This window comes from Micromonospora sp. NPDC005252 (assembly GCF_042872475.1).
GTDB lineage: Bacteria > Actinomycetota > Actinomycetes > Mycobacteriales > Micromonosporaceae > Micromonospora.
The window spans coordinates 204,123-229,016 of the sequence record NZ_JBIAKN010000009.1; the positions used below are offsets into that span (position 1 = coordinate 204,123).

The window sequence follows — 24,894 nt, forward strand, 5'->3', positions numbered from 1 at the left end:
GGCGGGGTCGCACGGTGCCCAGGAGCGAGAGGCCGCTGGAAAGATCGTCGCCATGTGGAGCCGGGATCTCGACGTACTGGTGCCGATGTGGCAGGGCGCGGATGACCTCCGGGTGTGCGAGGGCCCGGCCGCGCTGGCCGCCCTCACCGTGCCGGGGACGCGGCGGGTCACGGTGCCGGTGCCGGCCGGCGGATCGGAGCGCGAGGGCGGTGTCCGGCACCGGGCTGCGGTTGTCGACGCGCACCGTGACGTGCTCGCGCGGCACCGTCCGCGGCGGCTGCTGACCCTGGGTGGGGACTGCGCGGTCGAGGTCGCGTCGGTGGCCCACCTCGCGGGTCGGTACGCGCAACGGCTGTTCGTGCTGTGGATCGACGCGCACGGCGACCTCAACACGCCCGCGAGCTCGCCGAGCGCAACCGCGCACGGCATGCCCCTGCGGCTGCTGCTCGACGACGACGCGCAGGGCGTGCTGCCGGCGCCCCGCTGCCTCTCGCCGGGGCAGGTCGCCCTGGTGGGGGTCCGGGACCTCGACCCCGTCGAGGTCGAGTACGTGCACCGGCACGACCTGACGGTGGTGGACGCCCCGACGCTGGGCGCGCAGCCGACCCGGCTGGCCGCGCTGCCCCCGCCCGGCGCCGCGGTGTACGTGCACCTCGACCTGGACGTGCTGGACCCGTCCGCGTTGCCGGCCGTGGCCGTCCCCACCCCCGGTGGCGTGACAGCCGCCGCGCTGGCGCGGTCGCTGACCGCGCTGCGCGCCCACCACGAGGTGATCGGAGTGGGAATCACCGAGTACGTTCCGCAGCTCGCGCACGACCGGCAGGCGCTCATCGAGGTGCTGGACGCACTCGGGCTGACCGATGCGCTTGCCTGATCCGGTCCACGCGGGCACGGCTCGGACACCGAACACGCGGCCCCGGCCAGCCGGCATCGCACCCGCCAGAAAATCGGCGGTCGGCGCGGATCCGGCCCGCTAGGGTGTGCCGATGCCCGACGCCGTGCACGTTCGTGAGCTCACCACCGACGACCTCGACGCCGCCTGGGAGTTGGGGCGGTTCGCGTTCGGCTCCAACCCGCAGCGGCCCGCGCACGCGAGCGTCGAGGTGCCCGGCATGATCCGCTACGGCGCGTTCGACGGCAGCGGTCGGCTCGTCGGCAAGGCCGTCGACCTGCACCACGACCAGTGGTGGTCCGGGCGGGCGGTCCCGGCGGCCGACGTCGGCGGTGTGGCGGTCGCACCCGAGTCCCGCGGCCGGGGGGTGGCCCGTGCCCTGCTCACCGCTCTGCTGGGCGGCGCCCACGAGCGCGGCGCGGCGGTCAGCGCCCTGTACCCGACCGTCGCCGCCCCCTACCGCTCCTGCGGCTGGGAGGCCGCCGGCGTGCTGCGCACCGTCGACCTGAGCACCGTCGCGCTGCCCCGGCGCCGGCCCGCCGCGCACCTGAGCGTACGGGCCGGCACGCCCGCCGACCTGGACGCCGTCGCCGACCTGTACGAGCGGGTCTCCCGCCACCGCAACGGCATGCTCACCCGCCAGGGCGCGCTGTTCGACCACTTCAACGCCAAGGGAGACCTGCCCGGCGACGGTCTCACCCTCGTCGAGGCCGACGGCGACCTGGTCGGCTACGCCACCTGGCAGCGGGGCCGCGGCTACGGCGCCGATTCGGTGCTCACCGTCGACGAGGTGCTGGCCGTCACCGCCGACGCGGCCCGGGAACTCGTTGGTGTGCTGGGCAGTTGGGCCAGCGTCGCGCCGACGCTGCGGCTGTGCCCGCTCGACGGCGACGTCGTCAGCGCCCACCTGCCGCTGGAGGCGGCCCGCGACCACGCGCGGGACCTGTGGATGCACCGGCCGGTGGACGTGGCCCGGGCGGTGAGCGCGCGTGGCTGGCCCGTGCACGCCCGGGGCGCCGTCGACTTCCACCTCACCGATCCGCTCGCCGACTGGAACACCGGCGCCTGGCGGTTGGCTGTCGCCGACGGCGCCGCCGAGCTGACCCGGATCAGCGGCGAGGCGGACCTGCGGCTGGACGTGCGCGGTTTCGCGCTGCTCTACGCCGGGGCGGCCCGCGCCCGCTCGGTCGCGCAGGCCGGCCTGCTGGACTGTGCCGGTGACGCGGACCCGTCCGCCCTGGACCTGTTGGGCACCGGCGGCCCGGCACAACTGCTCGACTACTTCTGACGGCCCGTGCGGCGTGCGCTCGGGCAAGGACCGTCCCCGGCGGGGACGGGTGGCCGTCCGCCTCGCCGCTAAGGTGTGCCGGTGGAAATCCTGGCTCGTGTCCGGTCTGGAGCGACGGTGCAGCGGCTGCTGTCCCATCCGCGCCTTCCGTTGGTGGCGGCTTGGGACGACGACCGTCCGGCGATCCGGATCTGGGAGTACGGGGACGGACATCTGCGGGAGTGCGGAGCCCTCGGCGTGGGTTCGGCCGTCTACGTCGAGGACATCGGCTATGAACGGTTCGAGCGGACACCCTCCGCCGGCACCGCCGAGGCGTCGGTTGTCGACATGGACCAACTCGACCTCACCGACGGGACGCGGGTCTGGCAGTCGGGCGACCTGAACGCGGTCAGTGAAACCTCCGCGACCGACCTGTCCTGGCTGAAGATCCGGGCGGCCACGAACCGACTCACCTGAGCCCCTGTCGGTTCAGGCGACGCCCGTCAGTTCGTTGTTGGCCCGCTCGGTGATGAGCGAGAGGACGCGGGCGGCCGCGTCGGCCTCGGCGGGCGGGATGTCTCCGTACAGCCGGGCGGTGATGCCCTCGACGGCGTCGGCGATGTGGGCCTGGGTGGCGTGGCCGGCGTCGGTGAGCCGTACCTGCGGCTCGGCGGTGTCGTCGAGCCGCGCCAGGTCGGCGTCGACGAGGCCGGTGATCATCTCGTGCACGGCCGACTCGTCGACCTTGCGGGTGCTGGTGATGCGCTGCACGAGACGCGTGCGGGCGACGGGGCCGGCGGCGAGGGCGTTGAGGGTGAGGACCTGGCCGAAGTCGACGCCCAGGGGCGCGACGGCGCGTTCGAGCAGGGCCCGGGTGGCGAAGTGGGCCTGACCGATGACCTGACCGTTGAGAGTGGACACGATGCCTCCTTCAGAAACGTTGGCTACACCAACGTTGGTAGAACCAACGTAACACGGTTTGTGGGTCACGCCAACGATTACTGTTAGGCTGCCGCCATGGACGCCACCGCCCCGCAGTCACCCGCCGGGCTGCGGACCACCCCGAGTTGGCTGCTCAACCAGGCCGCCACCCACGCCGGACGACTCATCAGCGCCGGCTTCGCCGCGCACGACCTGCGCGGCTACCACTACCGGCTGCTCGCCGCACTGGCCGAGAGCGGACCCGCGAGCCAGGCCGACCTGGGACGTCGCTGCGCCATCGACCGCAGCGACGTCGTGGCCGCCGTCAACGACCTGACCGGTCGGGGACTCGTGGTACGCGCCCCCGACCCGGCCGACCGTCGCCGCAACGTCATCAGCCTCACCGAGGCCGGCGCCGACGAGGCCCACCGGATGGCCGACACCGTCGCCCGCGTGCAGGACGACCTGCTCGCACCCCTGTCGAGCGCCGAACGCGACCAGCTGACCCGCCTGCTCACCCGACTGCTCGAGCACCACAGCGGCCACTGACGCCGACACCGCCACGGCGGGCCCACCCCACCGGGGCAGACCCGCCGCGACCAGCGAAAACCCGACGCGCGCAGCGCTCAGCGGGCCTCGCGCAGCTCCGCGAGCCGGGCCTCGATCTCGGCCAGCTCCGCGCGCAGCTTCTCCGCCTGCTGCTCGGCCTCGGCCCGCTCGGTGCCGAGGATCTGCTCCACCGCCTCCTGCACACCGGGCACGTCGACAAGCGCCACCATCTTCAACGCCTCGGCCGGCTTCACCACGTACGGCTTCGCGAGGGCCTTGCTGCCCTGCTGCGCGGCGACGGTCCACTCGCCGTCGGCGTACGCCAGAGTGACCGTGAGACCGGCGGGGCTCTTCGGCTTGGCGGCCTTGACCACCCGCCGGGCCGGCGTCGCCTTCTCCGTCTGCTCCACCTTCGGCTCCTCCTGTCGCGGCGCGGGCACCCGCGGCGTGTCCAACACGAACTCCGGCGCGGCCACCGCCGCCGGCTCCGGCTCGGGCTCCGGTTTCGGCTCCGCCACCCGACGACCCGCGCCCTTGGGCGCCACCGCCAGGTCGGCGGGGGAGAACGGCAACTCGTCGCGGCCGAAACGCACCACCACGAACTCGTCGGACACCTCGGGATCGGTCAGCTCGACCACCTGGCCGACCTGACCGGCGATCTGCCCCGCCGACGCGGTGAACACCACCCGCGGCTTACGACCGGCCGCCAACGCCTCCCGGATGCTCTGCACCTCGTCAGTGGACAAACCCTGGCCGGCATCCATCACAACCCTCTTCCGTACACCTGTTTGATTGCTGTCTTGATACCAGTCGGCTGCGACAGCCGCCGCAAGGGGGTTCAGCCGCCCAGCGCCCGCAGCGCCCGGTCCGCGTGGTCGTTCATGCTGACCTCACTGTGGATCACCTCGATGACCCGCCGGTCGGCGCCGATGACGAACGTCATCCGCTTCGTGCTCAGCGGCCCCAGCGGCACCCGCCGCTTGACCCCGAACGCCTGCGCCACCGTCCCGTCGGCATCCGACAGCAACGGATAATCGAAACCGTGCAGCGTCGAGAACTCCGCCTGCTTCGCCACCGGATCACGGCTGATGCCCACCCGCGACGCGCCCAACGCCGTGAACTCCGCGCCCAGGTCCCGGAAGTGACAGCTCTCCGCCGTGCACCCCCGGGTCATCGCCGCCGGGTAGAAGAACAGCACCACCGGCCCGGTCGCCAGGAACTCCGACAGCCGCCGCGGCGTGCCCGTCTCATCCGGCAGCTCGAAGTCCTGCACCACATCGCCGACACCCACACCCGCCACCGCGCACCTCCGTTGTCCGATCGAACGCGCGGTGAGCGTAAGCGATCACACCCAGAGCGCCATCACCTCGTCGGCCACCGTCGCCGCCTGCGCCCACCCGGCCCGCGCCGCGCCGGCCCGCCGCGCCGGGTCCAGCACGTTGCGGCCGATCGCCGTACGCGCCGCCGCGTCCGGCGTCACCACCACCACCTGCGACCCGGCCGCCCGCAGCTCGGCCACCTGCGCCGCCAACCGTGGCATCGGCCCGAACGCCGCCGACGTCGGCGCGAGCACCAGCACCCGCCGCGCGCCCGCCGCCAGGTCCGCGTTCACCGACGAGCGCATCCCACCGTCGACGAAACGACGCGCCCCGATCGTCACCGGCGGCCACACCCCGGGCACCGCGCAGCTCGCACCCACCGCGTCCACCAACGACACCCCGTCGGCGCCGTCGAACACCACGAACTCACCCGACGCCGCGTCGACCGCTGTCACCAGCAGCCGCCGCGCCGGCCACTCCCGCGCCGGCAACCGCGCCTCGATCACCGCCCGCCGCGACGCCTCCGACGGGGTACGCGCCGCCACCGCCATCGCCCCGATACGCGCCCTCGACCGCACCGCGTCCCGCGTACGACCACCGGCCCACACCAGCCGCGCCACCGCCAGAAACCCCAGCCGCGCCGCCAGCTCACCCGTCGGCGGGGCCAACTGCTCCTCGTACAACCGCCGCAGCGGCACCCCGGAGCGCACCTGCGCGCCGACCACCGAACCCGCCGACGTGCCCACCACCAGATCGGCCTCGGTGAGGGCCGCACCCCGCTCGGCCAACCCGGCCAGCAGGCCCAACTCCCACGCCACCCCGGTCACCCCGCCACCGCCGAGCACCAACGCCCGCCGCATGTGACCCTCCTCTCGACGATCGACCCGCGCCGGTCACGGTAGCGTCGGCTCACCCCACCCGACAGCCCCGGAGGCATCGTGGCACCACCCGTCACCGTCATCACCGGCGGCGGTCGCGGCATCGGCGCGGCCACCGCCCGCCGACTCGCCGCCGCCGGGCACCACCTCGCCCTGTGCTACCGCCGCGACCACGCCGCCGCCGAGACCGTCCTGGCCGACCTGCACGCCGCCGGCGCGCAGGCCATCGCGGTACGCGCCGACACCACCGACCCCGACCAGGTCGCCGCCCTGTTCGACGCCGCCGCGCAACTCGGCCCGCTCACCGGGCTGGTCAACAACGCCGGCGTCACCAGCCCCATCGGCCCGTTCACCGAGCTGCGCGTCGACGACCTGCGCCGGGTCGTCGACATCAACCTCATCGGGTACGTCCTCAGCGCGCAACAGGCCGCCCGCCGCCTCACCGACGGCGGCGCCATCGTCAACGTGTCCTCGGCCGCCGCGACCCTCGGCAGCCCGGGGGAGTACGTGCACTACGCCGCCGTGAAGGCCGCCACCGACACCCTCACCGTGGGCCTGGCCAAGGAACTCGCCCCGCGCGGCATCCGGGTCAACGGCGTCGCCCCCGGCATCGTGCGCACCGACATCCACGCCGACTCCGGCGTACCCGACCGCGCCGACCGCGCCGCCGGCCGCATCCCATTGGGTCGCGCCGGCGAACCCGACGAGGTCGCCGCCGCCATCGCCTGGCTGCTCAGCCCGGACGCCTCCTACGCCACCGGCACCGTCCTGCGCGTCTCCGGCGGCCTGTGAGCCGGGGCGCGCGGCGCCCCGGCTCACACCTCAGTGAGTGAACAGCTTCGCCGCCGTGATCACCGTCTGCACGACCCCGTAGCCGAGCAGCACCGCCACCACCAGCCAGGAAATCCACAACCGGGCCTGCTGCCCGTGCCGACCGTCGTCACTCATCGCGTACCACTCCTCTCGACCGTCGTGTCGTCGTCCACGCCCTGCTCCGCCGCTGGTTCGTGGTAGCGCTGCGGCACCGGCCGCACCAGCAGGTTCGCCACGAAGCCCACCGCGAGGACACCCACCATCGTGAACAGCGCCGGCCGGTACGCCGCCGCCGTCAACGTGCCCGGCTTGCCCTGCGCGTCGAGGAACCCGTTCACGATCAGCGGCCCCGCGATCCCCGCCGCCGACCAGGCGGTCAGCAGCCGCCCGTGGATCGCACCCACCTGGTACGTCCCGAACAGGTCCCGCAGGTACGCCGGCACGGTCGCGAACCCGCCGCCGTAGAACGACAGGATCACGCACGCGAACAGCACGAACAGCGCCGTCGCCGTCTGCCCGAACACGGCCAGCAGCGCGTACAGCACCATGCCCACACCCAGGTACACCAGGTAGATCGGCTTGCGGCCGATCACGTCCGACGTCGACGACCAGACGAACCGGCCCGCCATGTTGAACAGCGACAGCAGACCCACGAACCCGCCGGCCGCCGCCACCGACACCGCCGACGTCCCGTTGTCCCGGAAGAAGTCCTGAATCATCGGACTGGCCTGCTCCAGGATGCCGATCCCGGCCGTGACGTTGCAGAACAGCACCACCCACAGCAGCCAGAACGAGCGGGTCTTCACCGCGTTGGCCGCCGACACGTTCGCCGTGGTCACCAGCGGCTTCGCCGCCACCGCCGCCGGGTCGAAGCCGGCCGGACGCCACCCGTCGGCCGGCACCCGCACGTTCGCCACCCCGAACATCATGATCACGAAGTAGCCCAGGCCGAGCGTCACGAACAGCCACACCAGCGCGCTGCCCGACGCCGTCGAGCCCGCGTTGGACGGGTCGTAACCGGGGTCGTAGAACGACAGGAGCTGACGCGACAGGGGAGAGGCCACCATCGCGCCACCACCGAACCCCATGATCGCCAGACCGGTGGCCAGACCCGGCCGGTCCGGGAACCACTTGATCAGCGTCGAGACGGGGGAGATGTACCCGATGCCCAGACCGATGCCGCCGAGCAGGCCGTAGCCCAGGTACAGCAGCCACAGCTGCTTCGTGGCGATGCCCAGCGACCCGACCAGAAAGCCCGTCGCCCAGAAACAGGCCGAGACGAACATGGCCTTACGCGGCCCGTTCGCCTCCACCCACGTCCCCGCCACCGCCGCGGACAACCCCAGCATCACGATCGCGATGCTGAAGATCACCCCGATCGCGGTCTGACCGGTGTCGAAGTGGGCGATCAACGAGTTCTTGTAGACGCTTGTGGCGTAAACCTGGCCGATGCAGAGATGGATGGCCAACGCCGCCGGGGGAATGAGCCACCGGCTGTAGCCGGGCGGCGCGACGGTGTGCCGACGATCGAGTGCGGAAAGCATGCGCTGCTTCCTCTCCGAAGAGGACGTGAGACACCCCCACATGCCCACACCCCACGCCCGCGGCAAACCTCACCGTCGCCGGACGGTCCCTCCGGTGAGCTGAGCGGTCACTCAGCCCCTCCCTGCCGGCTACCCCAGGTCGGGCACGTGCCAGCCGCCGGCCAACGCGTCGGCCTCCGCCGGACCCCAACTACCCCTGTCGTACGGCCGCACCGGGGTCGCCAGATCCAGGATCGGCTCGACGATGCGCCACTCCTGCCGAATCGTCTCCGCCCGCGCGAACCGCAGATGCTGCCCGTCCATCGCATCGTCGAGCAACCGCTCGTACGCCTCCTGACGGCGACCCAGCGCCGCCCCGAAGTCCACCGACAGGTCGACCGGACGGCTCGCCACCTCCGCACCCGGGCTCTTCGCCTGAATCGACATCGTGATGCCGTCCCCACGACCCAGCCGGAACCGCAGCAGATTCGCCGGCGCCGCCGCCCCACCCGCGGCAGGGATCAACGCACGCTGCGGCTGCTTGAACTCGATTACCACCTCGGTCGCCGTCCCCGCCAGGGACTTGCCCGTCCGCAGATAGAACGGCACACCCGCCCAGCGGGGAGAGTCGACAGTCAACCGGGTCGCCACGAACGTCTCCGTGTTCGAATCCGGCGCGACACCCGGCTCGTCGCGGTAGCCCGCGTACTGCCCCCGCACCGTGAACTCCGGCGACAACGCCTCGATCTGCCGCAGAACCGCGGCCTCCGCCTCACGAAACGCGTCCATGTCGTCACCCGCTGGCGCGTCCATCGCGATCAACGCGACCACCTGGAGAATGTGGTTCTGCAACACGTCACGGGTCGCGCCCACGGTGTCATAGAACCCGGCACGACCCTGCGTGCCAAAACCCTCGGCCAGAGTGACCTGCACGTTGTCGATGTGCTCGCTGTTCCACAACGGCTCGAACAGCCGATTGGCGAACCGGAACGCGTACAGACTCTCCACGGCCTCCTTGCCCAGGTAGTGGTCGATCCGGAACACCCGCGTCGGATCGAAGGCCCCCCGCAACGTCCGATCCAACTCCGCGGACGACGCCAGGTCACGCCCGAACGGCTTCTCCACGATCACCCGACCACGATCGGCCAGCCCGACCGCCGCCAGCCCCCGCACGACCGCACCGAACACCATCGGCGGAATCGCCAGATAGAAGACCGGACGCTCGGCGTCGCGCAGACGCTCCGCCAGCCGCTCGTACGTCACCGGGTCCGCGTAGTCGCCCGAGATCATCGACAGGTTGCCCGCCAGGGCGTCGAACGCCTCGTCGTCCACCTCGTCACTCGCCTCGGCCACCGACTTGCGGGCGGTCGCGATCAACTGCTGATCGTCCCAGGGGGAGCGGGCCACCCCGATCACCGGGACATCGAGCCGACCACGTCGGGTCAACTCGTACAGCGCCGGAAACAGCTTCTTCGAGACGAGATCACCTGTCACGCCGAACAGCACTACCGCGTCTGAGCGCACGTGCATGGCACTTCCATCCGATCATGTGGAAACCTGATCTTCCGAACGGACAACCGCGAGCCCACAGGAGGAATTCCCCGGCAACGACACACGTGAGGTCGGCGACAGCGACGGCGCACACCCTGAGAAGTCCACCGATCAGGGTGTGACGCGGGCGACACCCAACCCTGATCGACAAATCTCGATCATCCTAAGGCCCGCCAACCCCGACGTTCCACCCCCTCCCGCGTATCCGCCACGACCGAAGACGGGCAGCAACGCTCCGCGCGACAGGGGAGGACCCCCGAATGAACCTGGCAGTCGACCGATCCGCCGCAGCCGACCCCGAGGTGGTGTGCCTGCCGATGTTCGGCATGACCCGCACCGCCACGGCCACCGCCTTCAGCCCCGCCCTCGCCGGCGCCGACCTGCGCGCGACATACCTGGACCTGCCCGGCCACGGCGACAGCCCCGCCACCTGCCCACCCACCTCCCAGGCCCTGCTGGACACCGTCTGCGCATGGCTCGACCACCACGTCGACGCACCGGTCCTGCTCGCCGGCGCCTCCTACGGCGCCTACCTCGCCGCCGGCATCGCCCGCCAACGCCCCGACCTGGTCCGCGGCCTGCTCCTCGTCTGCCCCGGAATCACCATCGCACCGGCCAGCCGCACCCTGCCCGACCACCGCCCACCCCCGGGACCCGCCGGCTGGCTCGACAACGCCCCCACCGAACTGCGCACCCACCTCGACACCGCGCTCGGCCACCGCACCCCGGCCGTCGTCGCCACCGTGCTCGCCGCCCTGCACGCCGGCGGCCCCGGCGACGACACCTTCCTCCAGACACTGCGCACCGACCCCGGGTACGCGCTACCCGACGAGGCCACCGACACCCCCTACGACGGCCCCGTCAGCGTCCTCACCGGCCGCCAGGACGGCATCGTCGGCTACACCGACCAGTTCCACGCCATGCGGCGCTACCCCCGAGGCACCTTCACCACGATCGACGCCGCCGGGCACTACCTGCCCTTCGAACAACCAGCACTGCTGCGCGCGCTCACCCAGGACTGGCTACGCCGGACGCTGACCTCGCCCATGCCACGGCACACGACGGCGCAGCTCCTGCGCGACAATGGCCGGCATGGCTGACCTGAGCGACACGAAAGCCGCGCTGCACTACTACCTGCGGCGGACGCGCGACGACCTCATCTGGAAGCTCGACGGTCTGAGCGAACGCGAGGCCAGAACACCCCGCACCGTGACCGGCAACAACCTGCTCGGCATCGTCAAACACTGCCTCAACGTCGAAGCCGGCTATTTCGGGCCCACCTTCGGCCGCCAGTTCCCGACGCCCGAGGAACTCGTTCCGCTGGAGGCATTCGACGATGACCCGCAGGCCGACTGGTACGCGCGCGAGGACGAGACGAAGGACGGCCTGATCGACCTGTACCGCCGGGTCGCGCTGTTCGCGGACGAGACGATCGACCAGCTGCCGCTCGACGCGCCCGGGCAGGTGCCCTGGTGGCGGCCAGGGCACCAGGACGTGACCCTGGACCGGATCATCATGCACGTGACCGGCGACCTCGCCCGCCACGCCGGTCAGGCGGACATCATCCGCGAGCAGCACGACGGCGGAATCGGCTGGCACCAGGACGGCACCAGCATCCCCGACGGGTACGACTGGCCGGCGTACGTCAGCAAACTGCGAAAGCTGGCCGACCACTTCGAGTGACCGACCGCGCACGGCGCCCCCGCACAGGCGATCATGGCCGATCCGGGCTGGGGGAGAGGCGACGCGGAAACGGGCAGTGCCCGGCCGACGAGAACCCTCGCCGACCGGGCACTCTCGCGGCTGCGGTCAGCTGCCGGCACCCAGGTTCTTCAACCCCTGCAGCATCTCGGCGAAGTCGCTGGTCTCCGCCGCCGGCGGCGTCTCGATGGTCACCGCCTTGCCGTAGTCGGTGTAGTCGACCACCATGTCGCCCATCGCGCCCATGACGGTGCCCGCACGGCGCGGCCGGTACTGCTCGTCGACCCAGAGGTCGACCTTGATCTCCTTGACGCCCGCCGCGGCGAACTGCTTCTCGACGCCGGCCCGCAGCTTGGCGTCCACCTGAGCCAGTTGCGTCGCCACCGGAGTGGTGACGGTGTAGTGGACGGTACGCGCCCCGTTCACCGTCTCCGCACCGATGACCGTCACGCCCTCGGCGGCGAGCAGCGTCTTGACCTGCTTGGTCGGGTCGATGTCCTCGAACTGCTTGCTGAAGTCCATCCCCGCCTGCTGGCCGACGCTGGTCATGTCCATCTTCATCCAGCGCTTACCGCCCATGCTCGCGCGGTCCTTCGTCGGCACCTCGACGTAGATCACGGTGCCGATCAACCGGATGGTGGTCGTGTCGCCGTCCGGGTCCGCCGTCGTCATCTCGGCCTTGACCGGGTCACCCAGGTCCATGACACCCTGCATGGAGATCTTCTCGCCGCCGACCGTGCCCGTCATCGTCATCGTCACCGAGTCGCTCTTGTCGGTGACGTCCATCGTCTTCTGCAGCGATCCCTTGAGGTCGCTGGCGAGCAGCTCAAGGACGCTGGGCTGCTTCGGCGCCTCGGACGAGCCGGACGCCACGCCGCAGGCTGAGGCGCTGAGTGCGGTGATCGCCGAGAGCGTCACCACCGCGGTCTTCTTCCACAGTGACACGTGTGCTTCTTTCCCCGAAGGATGCTGGGAATCTCCCCAGTAGATCGACGACACGCTAGCCCACCCGGTCGACTCCCGGGTGCCGCCCAAACACCTTCGATAATGCACATTATGTAAAGTAAGCCGATTCGGGGGCCCCCTCGACAGCGGGCAGTCGCGGGTCATGCCCGGCACGACACGTGCCTCTCGATCAGCGCGACTCGTTGCGACACCGGTCCGGCCGGCACGTGGACCAGGTGGTGCCCGTACGCCTCGTACACCTGCTCGTACACGCGGGCGAAGGCCAGCGCATCGGCGTGCGGCGATGGTGGCGTCTATCTGGCGGCGGCTCTGCAGGGCGATCACGGCGTCGGCGAAGTCGGGTTCGTGCCACGGCTCGGCGCACCCCTGCGCCTGGCGCTCGGCGATGATGTCGGTGGCGGCCTCTCGGACCGTGACGTGTCCCCTGTGGCGGAGTGCCTCCAGCAGGGTCGTCTTGCCGGCGCCGGGTGCTCCGGTCAGGACATACCGCGGTGGTTCGCGCATGTTCTCGCTCCTCTCCCCCCGCTTCCCGGGAACGTGAAAATGCTGCATAATATCCCTTATGCATGACAAAAAGGACGAATCGCTCGGGGTGCTGATCGAGGAGTTCCTGACCGCCCGCGCGACCCGCAAGCCCTCCCCCCACACCCTGGCGGCCTACCGGCGAGACCTGTACACGGTGGCCGCCCTGGTCGCCGAGGGTGACACCACTCCCCTCCCCCTGGACGCGCTGTCGATCACCGACCTCTCCCCCCGCGTCATGCGGGCGGCGTTCGCCCGGTTCGCCGCGCCCCGGGCGCCCGCGTCGGTGCACCGGGCCTGGTCCACCTGGAACAGTTTCTTCACGTTCCTGGTCGCCGATCAGGTGGTGGCGGGCAATCCGATGCCGGCGGTGGGCCGTCCCCGGGCGCTACTCCCCCAGCCGAAACCGCTGCGGGGCGCGGACACCCCCGAGGTGCTGCTCGCGTCGGTCGCCCGCGACGACGGACGGCAGCGCGACCCGTGGCCGGAGCGGGACGTGGCGGTGCTGGCGGTGGCGCTGTGCGCGGGGCTGCGCCTGTCGGAGCTGCTAGCGCTGCGGGTCGGTTCGCTGGCGGGTCGGCCGGGTGAGCGGCGGATCGAGGTGATCGGCAAGGGCGGGCGGCCACGCGTGGTGCCGATCGAGGCGGACCTGGATCGGGTGCTGCGGGACTACCTGGACAGTCGCGGGCGCCGTTTCGGGTCGCGGTCGGTACGTCCCGACTCGGCGTTGCTGGTGGACCGGCGCGGTGAGCCGCTGCGCCGTGGTGGTCTGCAGTATCTGGTGGAGTCGTGTTATCGGCGGGCGGGCATCGGTGACCGGGTGCCGCGTGGGGCGCGGCTGCACGCGTTGCGGCACACGTTCGCGACCCGGTTGGCGGAGGACGGGGCGAGCGCGGCGGAGATCATGCGGTTGCTGGGGCACGCGTCGTTGGCGTCGTCGCAGACGTACATCGAGGTGACGGCCGGGCAGCAGCGTGACGCGGTGCGGGCCAACCGCACCAATCGCGCGTTGGCTGCTCTGGTCGGGTTGGACCAGGACTGAGCGGGGTCAGTGTGCGCGGTGGCCGGTGCCGTCGGCGGTGACGGGAAGGGGGCCGAGGACGGCGTTGATGATGTGGATGCGGGCGTTGGTGGCCTGGTAGTCGGCGCAGACGGTGTCGGCCCGGTCGGCGAGGCGGGTGGTGGCTCCGGTACGGGTGACGGTGATGGTGGCGCCGTCGATTGTGGTGGTCGAGCCGGCGGTGGCGAGGTCGCCGATCGGGTGGGCTCCGGTGCTGAGGTGGGCCTTGAGCAGGGTGCGGAGCTGGTCGGTGTGGTGGGTCATGAGGTCGTCCCAGTTGTCCTCGGAGAACGTGGCGGCGAAGGCGTCGTCGGTGGGTGCGAGGACGGTGACGGCGGTGCCGGCGGGGAGGTCGGTGAGGACGCCGCTGGTGCGCAGAGCCGCTTCGAACGTGGTGAGGGTGGGGATCCAGCGCAGTGCCTCATCGACGGGTTGACCGGCGAGGAAGGTCGGGTTGCCGGGGTCGGTGCCGGTGGGCAGGGCGGCGCAGAGGGGTCCGGTGACCTGGGGTGTGGTGGCGGCTGACGCGTCCTGGGCGCGAGGTGTGGTGCCGGTGCAGGCGGCGAGCAGCAGCAGTGTCGGCGCGAGGAGGAGGAGCCTTCGCGGTCGGGGGTGTCGCGCTGCGGTGGCGGGGTGCGACACGACGGCCTCCACGGGTTCGGGGTGGACCGGCGGCGCGGGCGTGGGGCCCGCGCCGCCGGTGCGGCTAGTTGGCGTTCAGAGTGCCGCGCACTGGGTGGTGCGGGGGCCGTGCACGGTGTTGGCGATGCCGAGGTTGGTCGGCGTGGGGTTGTTGCCGGTGCAGGTGAGAGGGCCGCGGATGGTGGAGCCGGCCAGCAGTGGGATGTCGGTGCCGGTGGTGTTGCCGGTCAGGCTGACCGGGCCGGCGACGGTGACGTCGATGATGGAGACCGCGTCGGTGGTGTTGGCGATCTGGACGGGGCCGTTGACGGTGCTGTCGGCGAGCAGGACGCCGGCGGCGCCGCTGGCGGTGACCGGGCCGCTGATGGTGGTGCCGGTGGTGACGAGTGCCGCGCCGGCGCGGACGGTGACCGGCCCGTTGACGGTGGCGTTGGCGGCGCAGGTGAAGCCGGTGACGACCAGGGGTCCGTTGCGTCGGCCGGTGAGGGTCGGGTAGACGCGTTCGCCGTCGGTCAGCTTCTCCACGCCCAACGGGTCGAGCAGCAGTGGGATGAGGCCGCGTTCGGGCTGGTTGAGGGGGACGTACCAGCCGTCCGTGGTCTTGATGACCTTCCAGCCGTGGGCGGCGATGCGCTGGGCGACGGTGGTGCCGACGCCGCCGGGTCCGTCGGTGCGCGGGCCGTTGTACTGGGCGTCGGTGAGCTTGTAGGCGCACGGCGCGTTGTCGAGGATCAGGTTGGCCGGGGGCGCGTCCAGGGGCGGCGGGCTGTCGCCCGGGTGGGGTGCGGGGTGGGCGGGGATGGGGCGGGAGCCGCGGAAGACGAGGCGGCCGGTGTTGGCGGCCTGGATCTCGATGGCCTCGGCGCGGGAGGTGAGGATGTCGCCGCGGTCGGTGCGGTGGTAGTCGAGGAACTGCTGGAACGTCCAGAGGGCGGAGTAGGTCTTGCGGCGCCGGTTGTTGGCGGTGTTGCCCTCGTCGGGTCGGGTCTGGCCGCCGGAGCTGCGCAGCTCCAGCAGGGAGTTGGTGACGTTCTTGAGGCCGAGGGTGTTGCGCAGGATGGTTTCCTCGCTGAGGCCGACGTTGCCGCCGCCTTCGCAGCCGTAGGGGCAGGGCCACCAGCCGGCTTCGGCGCCCTTGGCGTACATGTGGCCTTCGATCATGTCCTGGGACTGGTCGAAGATGGGCTGGGCGACGTTCTGGTGCCGGGGCGGCAGCATGGGCAGGTCGCCGGCGCGGGAGTTGCCGAACTCGTGGCCGTCGTAGCCGGCGACGGGTCGGTAGTCGCGGACCATCGTGATGTACGCGGCGGTTTCGGGTTGGCGGATCAGGGAGTAGTCGCGGTTGAGGTCCTGGCCGGTGGAGTTGCCGCGGGTGTTGGCGGCGCGGCCGTCTCCGTTGATGGTGGGGACGATCAGGACGGTGGTGTGGCTGAGCAGGTCGGTGATGCGGGGGTCGGTGCTGAAGGCGAGTTGCCGGGCCATGATGAGGCAGGCTTCGCGGTCGCCGGGTTCGTTGCCGTGCACGTTGCAGTTGATGGCCACGGGTGCGGTGGCGGCGACGGCTGCGGGGGTGGCGGCCGGGGTGGGATGTCCGATGACCAGCATGTTGATGGGCCGGTTCTGGACGGTGCGGCCGAGTTCGACGACGCGTACCCGGTCGCTGAGGGCGTCGATGGCGGCGGTGTAGGCGTACTCGTCGGTGTCGCTGGTGTACTGCGCGGCGTGGGTGGTCTCCCACTGGGTGCGCAGCTGTTGGCCGGGGGTGTCGGGGTTGCCCCAGGGTGCGGTGGTGGTGGCGGTGACGGGGTCGGAGTAGGGCTGTTCAGTGGTGCCGGTGCGGGCGCGGACGCGCCACTGGAAGCTGTCGCCGGGGTTGAATCCGGAGTCGGCGAAGGTGGGCGCCTGCTGGTTGATCTGGCGGTTGGGGCGCCAGACGCCGACGATTGTCGGTGCGCCGGTGGGGGTGCCGTTGGTGTCGATGGCGGTGCGTTCGATCTGGTAGTCCGTGGCGCCGTCGACGGGCGTCCAGGCGAGGGTGGCGTAACCGTCGGCCTGGCGGACGGTGAGGTCGGCGACCTGGTTCGGTTGTGCGGCGCTCTGGGCGTTGGCGGGGGTGGGTGCGGTGGTGAGGGTGAGAGCGATGAGGGTTGCTGCGGCGACGAGGGTGGATCGCTGGCGTCTCATGTGGCCTCCGACTGTTTGATCGTGGCGCGACCCGCCCAGCATGATCGTCGGAGTTCGTCGATGCAATGATCTTGAGGCAATCTTGCGGCTCGGCGCTGGCTGCGTGGAGGTCGGGTCGGTCTTCAGCCGAGGTCGACCAGCAGGGGGCGGTGGTCGGAGATGGTGGACGGTGGTGCGGTGACGGCCCGTACGGGTGGGAGCTGGTTGAGGGCGTGCCGGTCGGCGAGGACGTGGTCGAGTTGGACGCGGGGCTGCCCGGAGGGGTAGGTGGGGAGTCGGCCCAGGGGGCGCCAGCCGGAGATGAACCGGGCCGGGCCGGCGGGCAGGTTGAGGTCGCCGAGCAGGACGCGGGGGCCGGGTAGCGCGCGGAGGGCGCGCACGGTCTGGCGGAGTTGGCGGGCGTTCCAGCCGGGCACGAACGACAGGTGGGTCGCGGCGGCGGTGAGGGGGCCGTGTGGGGTGTCGAGGACGGCGGCGAGGACGACGCGGGGTTCGTCGTGCAGCAGGATGAGGCCGCCGCCGGGGCCGGGGACGTAGACCGGTGAGCGGACGGGGGCGGGCTTGAGTCGGGTGACGTGCCAGCTGCGTACGGGGTGGCGGCTGATGAGGCCGATGCCGTAGCAGGGTTCGCCGTGGCCGTCGTCGTCGTGGCGCAGGGGGCGGAACTGTTCGCCGGGGGTGCCGACGACGGCGGCCGCGAAGCGGTGGTGTGGCGCGTCGAGGGCTCGGGCGGCGATGGCGGTGAGGTCGAGGTTGCCGCTGCGGTGTTGGTCGCGGTCGACCTCCTGCAGGGCGAGGACGTCGGCGTCGAGGGCGCGGACGGCGGCGGCGAGTCGGTCGGGGTTGACGAGCCCGTCGGTCAGGGATCGTCCGTGCAGCAGGTTGAAGGTGGCCAGGCGCACTCCTGCACCCTACGTCCCCGTGGCAGGGTTGCCGTGTGGTGAAGGTGCTGCTGTGTTCGATGCTGGTGTTCGTGGCGGTTGGCATGTTGGGGGTGTGGTTGCGGCGTTCGCGGGGTCGTTGACGGGTGAGGCTGGCCACTTCGGGCGTCGGTGGGTCGGGTGGGGTGGGGAGAATTGCCGCCCGTGGACGCCGTATCGCTGAGTACGTTGCTGGTCGCCGCCGCGATGGCCGGGTGGGTGGACGCCGTGGTCGGCGGTGGTGGGCTGCTGTTGTTGCCGGCGTTGCTGGTGGCCGCGCCGGGGTTGCCGGTGGCCACCGCGTTGGGCACGAACAAGTTGGCGGCGATCTTCGGTACGGCGACGGCGGCGGCGACGTACGCGCGGCGGACGAAGCTCGACTGGCGGGTGGTGGGGCCGGCGGCGGGGTTGGCGGTGGTCAGCGCGGGGGTGGGTGCGGCGCTGGCCGGGGCGGTGCCGGCGTCGGCGTACCGGCCGGTGGTGTTGGTGGTGTTGGTGGCGGTGGCGGTGTTCGTGCTGCTGCGTCCCCGGCTGGGGGTGGTGGCGGTGCCGGCGCGGCGCACGCCGGCGCGGGTCGCGGTGGCGATCGGCGTGGCCGGGTTGGGCATCGCCCTGTACGACGGGTTGATCGGTCCGGGTACGGGCACGTTCCTGGTGTTGGCGTTCACGGCGCTGATCGGTGCGGACTTCGTGCACGGGTCGGCGATGGCGAAGGTGGTCAACGCGGGCACGAACCTGGGTGCGTTGGTGGTGTTCGGGGTGACCGGGCACGTGTGGTGGTTGCTGGGCGCGGGGATGGCGGTGTGCAACATCGCGGGCGCGGTGCTGGGTGCGCGGATGGCGTTGCGCCGTGGTTCGGGTTTCGTGCGGGTGGTACTGCTGGTGGTGGTGCTGGCGTTGGTCGCGAAGTTGGGTCACGACCAGTGGGTGGCCCGCTGACGGAGGCGGGTGGGCCCGCCCTAGGCGCGGCGGCTGGGTGAGTCGAAGCGGCCGGCGCGGATCTCGCGCAGGGCCCGGCGGCGGGTGTCGCCGCGCAGGGTGTCGACGTAGAGGGTGCCGCGCAGGTGGTCGGTTTCGTGTTGCAGGGCGCGGGCGAGGAAACCGGTGCCGCTGATGGTGAGCGGTTCGCCGTGCTGGTCGACGCCGTGGGCGGTGGCGTGCAGGGCCCGTACGGTGGGGAAGTACAGCCCGGGGATGGACAGGCAGCCTTCCTCGTCGTCCTGGAGTTCGTCGGACAGTTCCAGGGTGGGGTTGATGAGGTGGCCGCGGTGTCCGTCGGCGTCGTAGACGAACACCTGGGCGCTGACGCCGATCTGCGGTGCGGCGACGCCGGCGCGGCCGGGCTCGCCGAGCAGGGTGTCCATGAGGTCGGTGACCAGGGCGCGTAGCTCGGCGTCGAAGGTGGTGACCGGCTCGCATTCGGTGCGCAGGACGGGGTCGCCGATGATCCGGATGGGCCGCATGGTCATGCGGGTCAGCGTATCGCCGTCGGTGGTGGGGTCAGCGTCCGGCCAGGGTGGCGCGGATGGGGGTGGTCTTCGCGGCGGCTTCGGCGACCTCGGCGGCGGGGTCGCTGTCCCAGGTGATGCCGCCGCCGGCCCAGGTGTGCAGCAACTCCCCGTCGGCGGCGGCGGTGCGGATGGTCAGGCCGAGGTCGACGCGGCCGGGTGCGACCCAGCCCAGCGCGCCCATGCTGGCGCCGCGGCCGACGGGTTCGAGGCCGGCGATGTGGGTCAGGGCGGCGAGTTTCGGTGCGCCGGTGACGGAGCCGCCGGGGCAGGTGGCGCGCAGCAGGTCGGCGAGGCCGAGGCCGTCGGCGGCGGCTGCCCGTACGGTCGACTCGGCCTGCCACAGGTCGCACCAGCGGCGCACGGTGAACAGGTCGTCGACGGTGACGGTGCCGGTGCGGGCGATGCGGGCGAGGTCGTTGCGTTCCAGGTCGACGATCATGATGTGTTCGGCGCGTTCCTTGGCGCTGGTGAGCAGTTCGGCGCGGCCGGCGGCGGTGGCGGGGCGGGTGCCCTTGATGGGTCGGGTGATCAGGTGCCCGTCGCGGACCTCGATGAGGGTTTCCGGGGAGGCGCAGCCGATGGCCCAGTCGTCGCCGGTGAGGACGCCGCCGTAGCGGGCGCCGGGCAGCGCGCCGAGGCGGAGCAGGGCGGGCAGCGGGTCGCCGGTGTAGGGGGCGGCGGCGTGGCCGACGAGGTTGGCCTGGTAGACGTCGCCGCGGCCGATGGCGGCGCGGATGGCGTCGACGGCGGCGGCGTGCTGCTCGGGTGTCCAGCTGTCGGTCCAGTCGCCGAGCCACCAGGGTGTCGCCGCGCGGGCGGGGGCGCATCGGGTGGGGCCGTGGTCGTAGACGACGACGGCGAGGTCGGGCAGGGCCGGGGCGGGTTCGGGCGCCGCGGTGGGGGCGCCGGCCAGGTGTGCTCCGGCGGCGGCGGACAGGTAGAGCGCGGCGCCGCAGGCCCCGGTGTCGTGGTGGGTGGGGGTGGGTCGGGTGAGGTCGCGCAGGTTCAGGCCGTGCGCGGCGAGGAACTCCTCGGCCAGGATGGCGGGGTCGCCGCCGTCGGTGCGGCGCCAGTGCAGGCGGGCGCGTTCAGCGAGCGTGTCGCGACACGCGGTGGGCGCGGCCGGCACATCGACCAGCACCTGTGGGAGCGTTTCCACGCCGTATGGTCCGACCTTCCTCATCCGTTCAGTGGATTTCCCGTACGCCAGGCCGGCACCTGCTCGATGCTGGACACTTTCGCTTGGTACTGTGCGTCACTGGTCATGTGAACCATGACACAGTGCCCCCACAGTCCGGAGAACCCGATGTGCCAGCACCAACCGACCTGCCCCTTAGCTGAAGCCACCGACCGGGAAGCCGCCCGGGTCCTCGCCTGCTTCCCTGAGCAGGGCTGGAGCCTGCTCTGCAACGGTGTCATCGTCTTCGAGGACACCGGCGAGTTGCTCCCCGACGGCAGCAGCATCGCACCGCACCGCGGCCCCGCCCGCCACGCTCTCGTGGCCTGAACGACCACCCAGAGTTACCACACCGCCGCCGTCGACCCAGGCTAGTCCCCCGGTACGGGACGTCTCCGCCCAGGTCGCGGCGCAGCCGGGGCGGCCAGAACCGCCCGCCCCGGCCCGCCGACGTCAGTCCTCGAACGCCTCCGGCGACGGGCACGAGCAGACCAGGTTCCGGTCCCCGTAGGCGCCGTCGATGCGCCGCACCGGCGGCCAGTACTTCCCCGCCCGGTCGGTCCCGCCCGGGTACGCGCCCACCGACCGCGGGTACGGGTGCGGCCACTCGTCGCCGCTGACCATCGCCGCGGTGTGCGGCGCGTTCGCCAGGGGGTTGTCCCCCGCCGGCCACTGCCCCGACCCCACCTGCTCGATCTCCGCCCGGATCGCGATCATCGCGTCGCAGAACCGGTCCAGCTCGGCCAGGTCCTCGCTCTCGGTCGGCTCCACCATCAGCGTCCCGGCGACGGGGAACGACATCGTCGGCGCGTGGAAGCCGTAGTCGATGAGCCGCTTCGCCACGTCGTCGACGCTCACGCCGGTGGCCTTCGTCAACGGCCGCAGGTCGAGGATGCACTCGTGCGCCACCAGGCCCTTGTTGCCGGCGTACAGCACGCCGAAGTGCCCGCGCAGCCGCGCCGCCACGTAGTTCGCGGCGAGGACGGCCACGCCGGTCGCCCGGGTCAGGCCCTCGGCGCCCATCATCCGCAGGTACGCCCACGGGATCGGCAGGATCCCCGCAGACCCGTACTTCGCCGCCGAGATCGCCGGGGTGGCGTCGGCGTGCGCGCCGAGCGGGTCACCGGGCAGGAACGGCGCCAGGTGCGCGCGCACCGCCACCGGACCCACACCGGGGCCACCGCCGCCGTGCGGGATGCAGAACGTCTTGTGCAGGTTCAGGTGCGACACGTCCGCGCCGAACGTGCCCGGCTTGGCGAACCCGACGAGGGCGTTGAGGTTCGCCCCGTCGACGTACACCTGACCGCCGGCGTCGTGGACCTTCGCGCACAGCGACGCGATGCCCGTCTCGTACACGCCGTGCGTCGACGGGTACGTCACCATGATCGCGGCGAGCGCGTCGCGGTGCTTGTCGATCTTCGCGTCCAGGTCGACGAGGTCGACGTTGCCGTCGTCGTCGCAGGCCACCACGACCACCCGCATGCCGGCCATCACCGCGCTGGCGGCGTTCGTGCCGTGCGCCGACGACGGGATCAGGCACACGTCGCGGTGCGTTTCACCCCGCGACGCGTGGTAGGAGCGGATGGCCAGCAGGCCGGCCAGCTCACCCTGGGAGCCGGCGTTGGGCTGCACGCTGACCGCGTCGTAGCCGGTCACCTCGGCCAGCCACGACTCCAGCTGCCCGATCATCTCCCGGTACCCGGCGGTCTGGTCGTCCGGCGCGAACGGGTGGATGTGCGCGAACTCCGCCCAGCTGACCGGCTCCATCTCGGTGGTCGCGTTCAACTTCATCGTGCACGACCCGAGGGGGATCATGCCCCGGTCCAGGGCGTAGTCGAAGTCCGACAGCCGCCGCAGGTAGCGCAGCATCGCCGTCTCCGAGTGGTGACTGCGGAACACCGGGTGGGTCAGGAAGTCCGAGGTCCGGGCCAGGCCGACGGGCAGGGCCGCGTCGGCGTCGCCGTCGAACGCGTCCACACCGAACGCCGCCCACACCGCGCGCAGGTGCGCGTCGGTGGTCGTCTCGTCGCAGGACATGCCCACCCGGTCGGCGTCGACCAGCCGCAGGTTCACCCCACGCTCGGCCGCCGCCGCGACGACAGACGCCGCGCCGCCCGGCACCCGCGCGGTGACGGTGTCGAAGAACGCGACGTCCGCGACGTCGACGCCGCCGGCGCGCAGCCCGGCCGCGAGCCGCGCCGCCATGGCGTGGGTACGCGCCGCGATGGCGCGCAGCCCGTCCGGGCCGTGGTAGACGGCGTACATGCCGGCCATCACGGCGAGCAGCACCTGCGCGGTGCAGATGTTGCTGGTCGCCTTCTCCCGCCGGATGTGCTGCTCGCGGGTCTGCAACGCCAGCCGGTACGCCGGGTTGCCGTCCGCGTCGCGGGACACCCCGACCAGGCGCCCGGGCAGCATCCGCTCCAGGCCCGAGCGGACCGCCAGGTAGCCGGCATGCGGCCCACCGAAGCCCATGGGTACGCCGAAACGCTGGGTGGTGCCGGCGGCGATGTCCGCGCCGATCTCCCCCGGCGCGCGCAGCAGCGTCAATGCCAGCAGGTCCGCGGCGACGGTCACCAGGGCCCCGACCGCGTGGGCCGCCTCGACGAGCCGCGCGTGGTCCCGCACCGCCCCGGACGCGCCCGGGTACTGCAGGTGCAGGCCGAAGAACTCCGCCGGCAACTCGTCGCGCTCGACGTCGAGGACCCGCACGTCGATGCCGAGGGGCACCGCCCGGCTGGTGATCACCGCGATGGTCTGCGGCAGGGCGTCGGCGTCGACGACGTACACCCCGCTCTTGCTCTTGGACGCGCGCCGCGCCAGGGTCATGGCCTCCGCGGCGGCGGTGCCCTCGTCGAGCATGGAGGCGTTCGCGGTGGCCAGGCCGGTCAGGTCGGTGACCATGGTCTGGAAGTTCAGCAGCGCCTCGAGGCGGCCCTGGCTGATCTCCGGCTGGTACGGCGTGTACGCCGTGTACCAGGCCGGGTCCTCCAGGACGTTGCGGCGGATCACCGCCGGGGTGTGCGTGCCGTGGTAGCCCAGGCCGATCATGGAGACGGCGACGGTGTTGCGGGCCGCGAGGGCCCGCAACTCGGCGATCGCCTCGGCCTCGGTGGCGGGATCGGGCAGGTCGAGGGTGCCGTGCCAGCGGATCACCTCGGGGATCGCGGCGTCCATCAGCTCGTCGATCGAGTCGTGCCCGACGACCTCCAGCATCCGACGCTCATCGTCGGGGCCGGGACCGATGTGACGGGTGGCGAACTGCTCTACGGACATCAGGGGCGCTCCCGGGCGAGGTCGACGGATCGGCCTCCCCCTCTGTCGCGCCCGCACAGCGCTCCACAGTGCCTGCCCACGAGGTCCTTTTGCCTGAGAGGTTCCGGGGAGGATTTGCCCCTTCGGCGCCGCCCCTGCTGCTGTCGGGCGGTCTCTCCCACGTGGGTGGTACCGGCATGGTCAACGCTACCAGCGCCGGTGTTTCCGGCAGATGTCCTACCCCTTGAACGTCACACGCCGGCCGGCGCGGCCAGCGGCGCGGCCCCGCCGACGACCCGGTCGGCCAGCACCGGCAGCAGCGCCCCCAACGGCGCGTCGACGCACACCGTGGCGTACCCGTCACCCCGGGTCGGCCCCTGGTTGACGATCGCGACCGGAATGCCGTGTTTCGCGGCGCGAATCACGAACCGGCGCCCCGACATGACCGTCAACGACGACCCGAGCACCACCACCGCCCGCGCCTGCTCCACCAGCGCGAAACACCGCGCCACCCGCTCGGGCGGCACCGTCTCGCCAAAGAACACCACGTCCGGTTTCAGCATCCCCGTCCCGCAGATCCCGCAGTCCACCGGCCGGAACCCGGCGACCTGCTCGTCGGGGAGATCCACATCACCGTCCGGGTTGACGGCGGCGACGCGGGCCACGAAGTCCGGGTTGGCCTCGCGCAGCCGCCGGTCCACCTCCTCCCGGGAGGTCAGGTTGCCGCAGTCCAGGCAGACCACCTCGTCGAGACGGCCGTGCAACTCGACCACCCGGCCGCTGCCCGCGACGCCGTGCAACCCGTCGACGTTCTGCGTGATCACCGCGTCGACCAGGCCGGCGCGTTGCAGCCGCGCCACCGCCCGGTGCCCGGCGTTCGGCGCCGCCCGCGCGATCAACCGCCACCCCAGGTGGCTGCGCGCCCAGTACCGCCGCCGGGCGAGGGGATCCCGGGTGAACGCCTGGAAGGTCATCGGGGTGTGCCGGCGGGCCACCCCACTGGGCCCCCGATAGTCCGGGATACCCGACTCGGTGGACAGGCCCGCCCCGCTGAGCACCACCACCCCACCACCGGCCACCAGCGAGGTCAACGCCTCCAGGCTCTTCGTCACCCCTTCATGCTGCCTCAGCGCACCCGCCGACGCCGAACACCCGGCAACGGTCACGTGGCGGCGGTCACGTGGCGGCGGTCACGTGGCGGCGGTCACGTGGCGGCGGTCACGTGGCGGCGGTCACGTGGCGG

The 24,894-nt window shown here is 72.1% G+C and carries 25 protein-coding genes, 1 pseudogene and 1 riboswitch; of the genes and pseudogenes, 10 read left to right on the top strand and 16 right to left on the bottom strand.

The window, feature by feature from the left end; all coding sequences use genetic code 11:
- Positions 1-52: 52 nt before the first annotated feature.
- The 3 genes from ACFYPH_RS24190 (at position 53) to ACFYPH_RS24200 (ending at position 2,636) form a co-directional block, all read left to right on the top strand.
- Complete coding sequence (locus ACFYPH_RS24190) at positions 53-874, top strand: arginase family protein (protein WP_387184797.1); 822 nt, start codon at positions 53-55, stop codon at positions 872-874.
- Positions 875-986: 112 nt separating this feature from the next.
- Positions 987-2,180 carry an enhanced intracellular survival protein Eis gene (eis, locus tag ACFYPH_RS24195; protein ID WP_387184800.1) on the top strand — a complete coding sequence of 398 codons (1,194 nt, stop codon included), beginning with the start codon at positions 987-989 and terminating at the stop codon, positions 2,178-2,180.
- A gap of 81 nt (positions 2,181-2,261) precedes the next feature.
- Positions 2,262-2,636 carry a hypothetical protein gene (locus ACFYPH_RS24200; RefSeq protein WP_387184803.1) on the top strand — a complete coding sequence of 125 codons (375 nt, stop codon included), beginning with the start codon at positions 2,262-2,264 and terminating at the stop codon, positions 2,634-2,636.
- 12 nt (positions 2,637-2,648) lie between these two features.
- On the opposite strand, the gene ACFYPH_RS24205 is transcribed toward ACFYPH_RS24200, so the two are convergent.
- Positions 2,649-3,080 carry a hypothetical protein gene (locus ACFYPH_RS24205; protein WP_387184806.1) on the bottom strand — a complete coding sequence of 144 codons (432 nt, stop codon included), beginning with the start codon at positions 3,078-3,080 and terminating at the stop codon, positions 2,649-2,651.
- Positions 3,081-3,176: 96 nt separating this feature from the next.
- On the opposite strand from ACFYPH_RS24205, the gene ACFYPH_RS24210 reads away from it, so the two are divergent.
- Positions 3,177-3,629 carry a MarR family winged helix-turn-helix transcriptional regulator gene (locus tag ACFYPH_RS24210; RefSeq protein WP_355068061.1) on the top strand — a complete coding sequence of 151 codons (453 nt, stop codon included), beginning with the start codon at positions 3,177-3,179 and terminating at the stop codon, positions 3,627-3,629.
- 77 nt (positions 3,630-3,706) lie between these two features.
- Here ACFYPH_RS24210 and ACFYPH_RS24215 read toward each other — a convergent pair whose 3' ends face one another.
- The 3 genes from ACFYPH_RS24215 to ACFYPH_RS24225 form a co-directional block, all read right to left on the bottom strand.
- A complete protein-coding gene (locus ACFYPH_RS24215; protein WP_354855292.1) occupies positions 3,707-4,393 on the bottom strand; it encodes a hypothetical protein in 687 nt (228 codons plus the stop codon).
- 74 nt (positions 4,394-4,467) lie between these two features.
- Positions 4,468-4,929: a peroxiredoxin gene (locus ACFYPH_RS24220; RefSeq protein WP_355068063.1), complete on the bottom strand. Its 462-nt coding sequence runs from the start codon at positions 4,927-4,929 to the stop codon at positions 4,468-4,470.
- 45 nt (positions 4,930-4,974) lie between these two features.
- Positions 4,975-5,808: a patatin-like phospholipase family protein gene (locus ACFYPH_RS24225; protein ID WP_355068065.1), complete on the bottom strand. Its 834-nt coding sequence runs from the start codon at positions 5,806-5,808 to the stop codon at positions 4,975-4,977.
- A 78-nt stretch (positions 5,809-5,886) separates the two neighbouring features.
- Here ACFYPH_RS24225 and ACFYPH_RS24230 point away from each other — a divergent pair, with 78 nt between their 5' ends.
- The gene (locus ACFYPH_RS24230; protein ID WP_355068067.1) at positions 5,887-6,618 is read left to right on the top strand and encodes an SDR family oxidoreductase; all 732 of its coding nucleotides are present in this window, start codon (positions 5,887-5,889) and stop codon (positions 6,616-6,618) included.
- Positions 6,619-6,648: 30 nt separating this feature from the next.
- On the opposite strand, the gene ACFYPH_RS24235 is transcribed toward ACFYPH_RS24230, so the two are convergent.
- The 3 genes from ACFYPH_RS24235 to zwf form a co-directional block, all read right to left on the bottom strand.
- Entirely contained in the window at positions 6,649-6,774 is a 126-nt protein-coding gene (locus tag ACFYPH_RS24235) for a hypothetical protein (RefSeq protein WP_255473694.1), read from the bottom strand.
- Positions 6,771-8,183, bottom strand: coding sequence for an OFA family MFS transporter (locus tag ACFYPH_RS24240; protein ID WP_363937349.1), 1,413 nt, complete (start codon positions 8,181-8,183; stop codon positions 6,771-6,773). The genes ACFYPH_RS24235 and ACFYPH_RS24240 overlap by 4 nt, the downstream gene beginning before the upstream one ends.
- A 129-nt stretch (positions 8,184-8,312) precedes the next feature.
- Positions 8,313-9,692: a glucose-6-phosphate dehydrogenase gene (gene zwf / locus ACFYPH_RS24245; protein ID WP_387184812.1), complete on the bottom strand. Its 1,380-nt coding sequence runs from the start codon at positions 9,690-9,692 to the stop codon at positions 8,313-8,315.
- A 281-nt stretch (positions 9,693-9,973) separates the two neighbouring features.
- On the opposite strand from zwf, the gene ACFYPH_RS24250 reads away from it, so the two are divergent.
- Together ACFYPH_RS24250 and ACFYPH_RS24255 are read left to right on the top strand one after the other, a co-directional pair.
- The gene (locus ACFYPH_RS24250; protein WP_387184815.1) at positions 9,974-10,813 is read left to right on the top strand and encodes an alpha/beta fold hydrolase; all 840 of its coding nucleotides are present in this window, start codon (positions 9,974-9,976) and stop codon (positions 10,811-10,813) included.
- Complete coding sequence (locus tag ACFYPH_RS24255; RefSeq protein WP_387184818.1) at positions 10,806-11,396, top strand: DinB family protein; 591 nt, start codon at positions 10,806-10,808, stop codon at positions 11,394-11,396. The genes ACFYPH_RS24250 and ACFYPH_RS24255 overlap by 8 nt, the downstream gene beginning before the upstream one ends.
- Positions 11,397-11,522: 126 nt before the next feature.
- On the opposite strand, the gene ACFYPH_RS24260 is transcribed toward ACFYPH_RS24255, so the two are convergent.
- Positions 11,523-12,359 (bottom strand): hypothetical protein, encoded by an 837-nt coding sequence (locus ACFYPH_RS24260; RefSeq protein WP_387184898.1) that lies wholly within the window; start codon positions 12,357-12,359, stop codon positions 11,523-11,525.
- A 321-nt stretch (positions 12,360-12,680) separates the two neighbouring features.
- A pseudogene (locus tag ACFYPH_RS24265) lies at positions 12,681-12,932 on the bottom strand (AAA family ATPase); the annotation flags it as partial.
- 10 nt (positions 12,933-12,942) lie between these two features.
- Here ACFYPH_RS24265 and ACFYPH_RS24270 point away from each other — a divergent pair.
- Positions 12,943-13,944, top strand: a complete 1,002-nt coding sequence (locus tag ACFYPH_RS24270; protein WP_387184821.1) for a tyrosine-type recombinase/integrase — start codon at positions 12,943-12,945, stop codon at positions 13,942-13,944.
- A gap of 6 nt (positions 13,945-13,950) precedes the next feature.
- On the opposite strand, the gene ACFYPH_RS24275 is transcribed toward ACFYPH_RS24270, so the two are convergent.
- The 3 genes from ACFYPH_RS24275 to ACFYPH_RS24285 form a co-directional block, all read right to left on the bottom strand.
- Entirely contained in the window at positions 13,951-14,604 is a 654-nt protein-coding gene (locus tag ACFYPH_RS24275; protein ID WP_354855301.1) for a fasciclin domain-containing protein, read from the bottom strand.
- Between the two features lie 75 nt (positions 14,605-14,679).
- A complete protein-coding gene (locus tag ACFYPH_RS24280) occupies positions 14,680-16,788 on the bottom strand; it encodes a M14 family zinc carboxypeptidase (protein WP_387184824.1) in 2,109 nt (702 codons plus the stop codon).
- A gap of 122 nt (positions 16,789-16,910) precedes the next feature.
- Entirely contained in the window at positions 16,911-17,690 is a 780-nt protein-coding gene (locus ACFYPH_RS24285; protein ID WP_354855303.1) for an endonuclease/exonuclease/phosphatase family protein, read from the bottom strand.
- A 183-nt stretch (positions 17,691-17,873) separates the two neighbouring features.
- Here ACFYPH_RS24285 and ACFYPH_RS24290 point away from each other — a divergent pair, with 183 nt between their 5' ends.
- Positions 17,874-18,647 carry a TSUP family transporter gene (locus ACFYPH_RS24290; RefSeq protein WP_387184827.1) on the top strand — a complete coding sequence of 258 codons (774 nt, stop codon included), beginning with the start codon at positions 17,874-17,876 and terminating at the stop codon, positions 18,645-18,647.
- 20 nt (positions 18,648-18,667) lie between these two features.
- Here ACFYPH_RS24290 and def read toward each other — a convergent pair whose 3' ends face one another.
- Positions 18,668-19,177 (bottom strand): peptide deformylase, encoded by a 510-nt coding sequence (gene def, locus ACFYPH_RS24295; protein WP_354855305.1) that lies wholly within the window; start codon positions 19,175-19,177, stop codon positions 18,668-18,670.
- Positions 19,178-19,208: 31 nt separating this feature from the next.
- Complete coding sequence (locus tag ACFYPH_RS24300; protein ID WP_387184830.1) at positions 19,209-20,402, bottom strand: chorismate-binding protein; 1,194 nt, start codon at positions 20,400-20,402, stop codon at positions 19,209-19,211.
- A gap of 123 nt (positions 20,403-20,525) precedes the next feature.
- Here ACFYPH_RS24300 and ACFYPH_RS24305 point away from each other — a divergent pair, with 123 nt between their 5' ends.
- Complete coding sequence (locus ACFYPH_RS24305) at positions 20,526-20,726, top strand: DUF5999 family protein (protein ID WP_234586185.1); 201 nt, start codon at positions 20,526-20,528, stop codon at positions 20,724-20,726.
- 123 nt (positions 20,727-20,849) lie between these two features.
- Here the strand turns inward: ACFYPH_RS24305 and gcvP are convergent, their stop codons facing one another.
- Together gcvP and ACFYPH_RS24315 are read right to left on the bottom strand one after the other, a co-directional pair.
- A complete protein-coding gene (gene gcvP / locus ACFYPH_RS24310) occupies positions 20,850-23,672 on the bottom strand; it encodes an aminomethyl-transferring glycine dehydrogenase (RefSeq protein ID WP_387184834.1) in 2,823 nt (940 codons plus the stop codon).
- Positions 23,673-23,743: 71 nt separating this feature from the next.
- A riboswitch (glycine riboswitch) is annotated at positions 23,744-23,842 on the bottom strand.
- 60 nt (positions 23,843-23,902) lie between these two features.
- Positions 23,903-24,763, bottom strand: coding sequence for an NAD-dependent protein deacetylase (locus ACFYPH_RS24315; protein WP_387184837.1), 861 nt, complete (start codon positions 24,761-24,763; stop codon positions 23,903-23,905).
- Between the last annotated feature and the right edge of the window lie 131 nt (positions 24,764-24,894).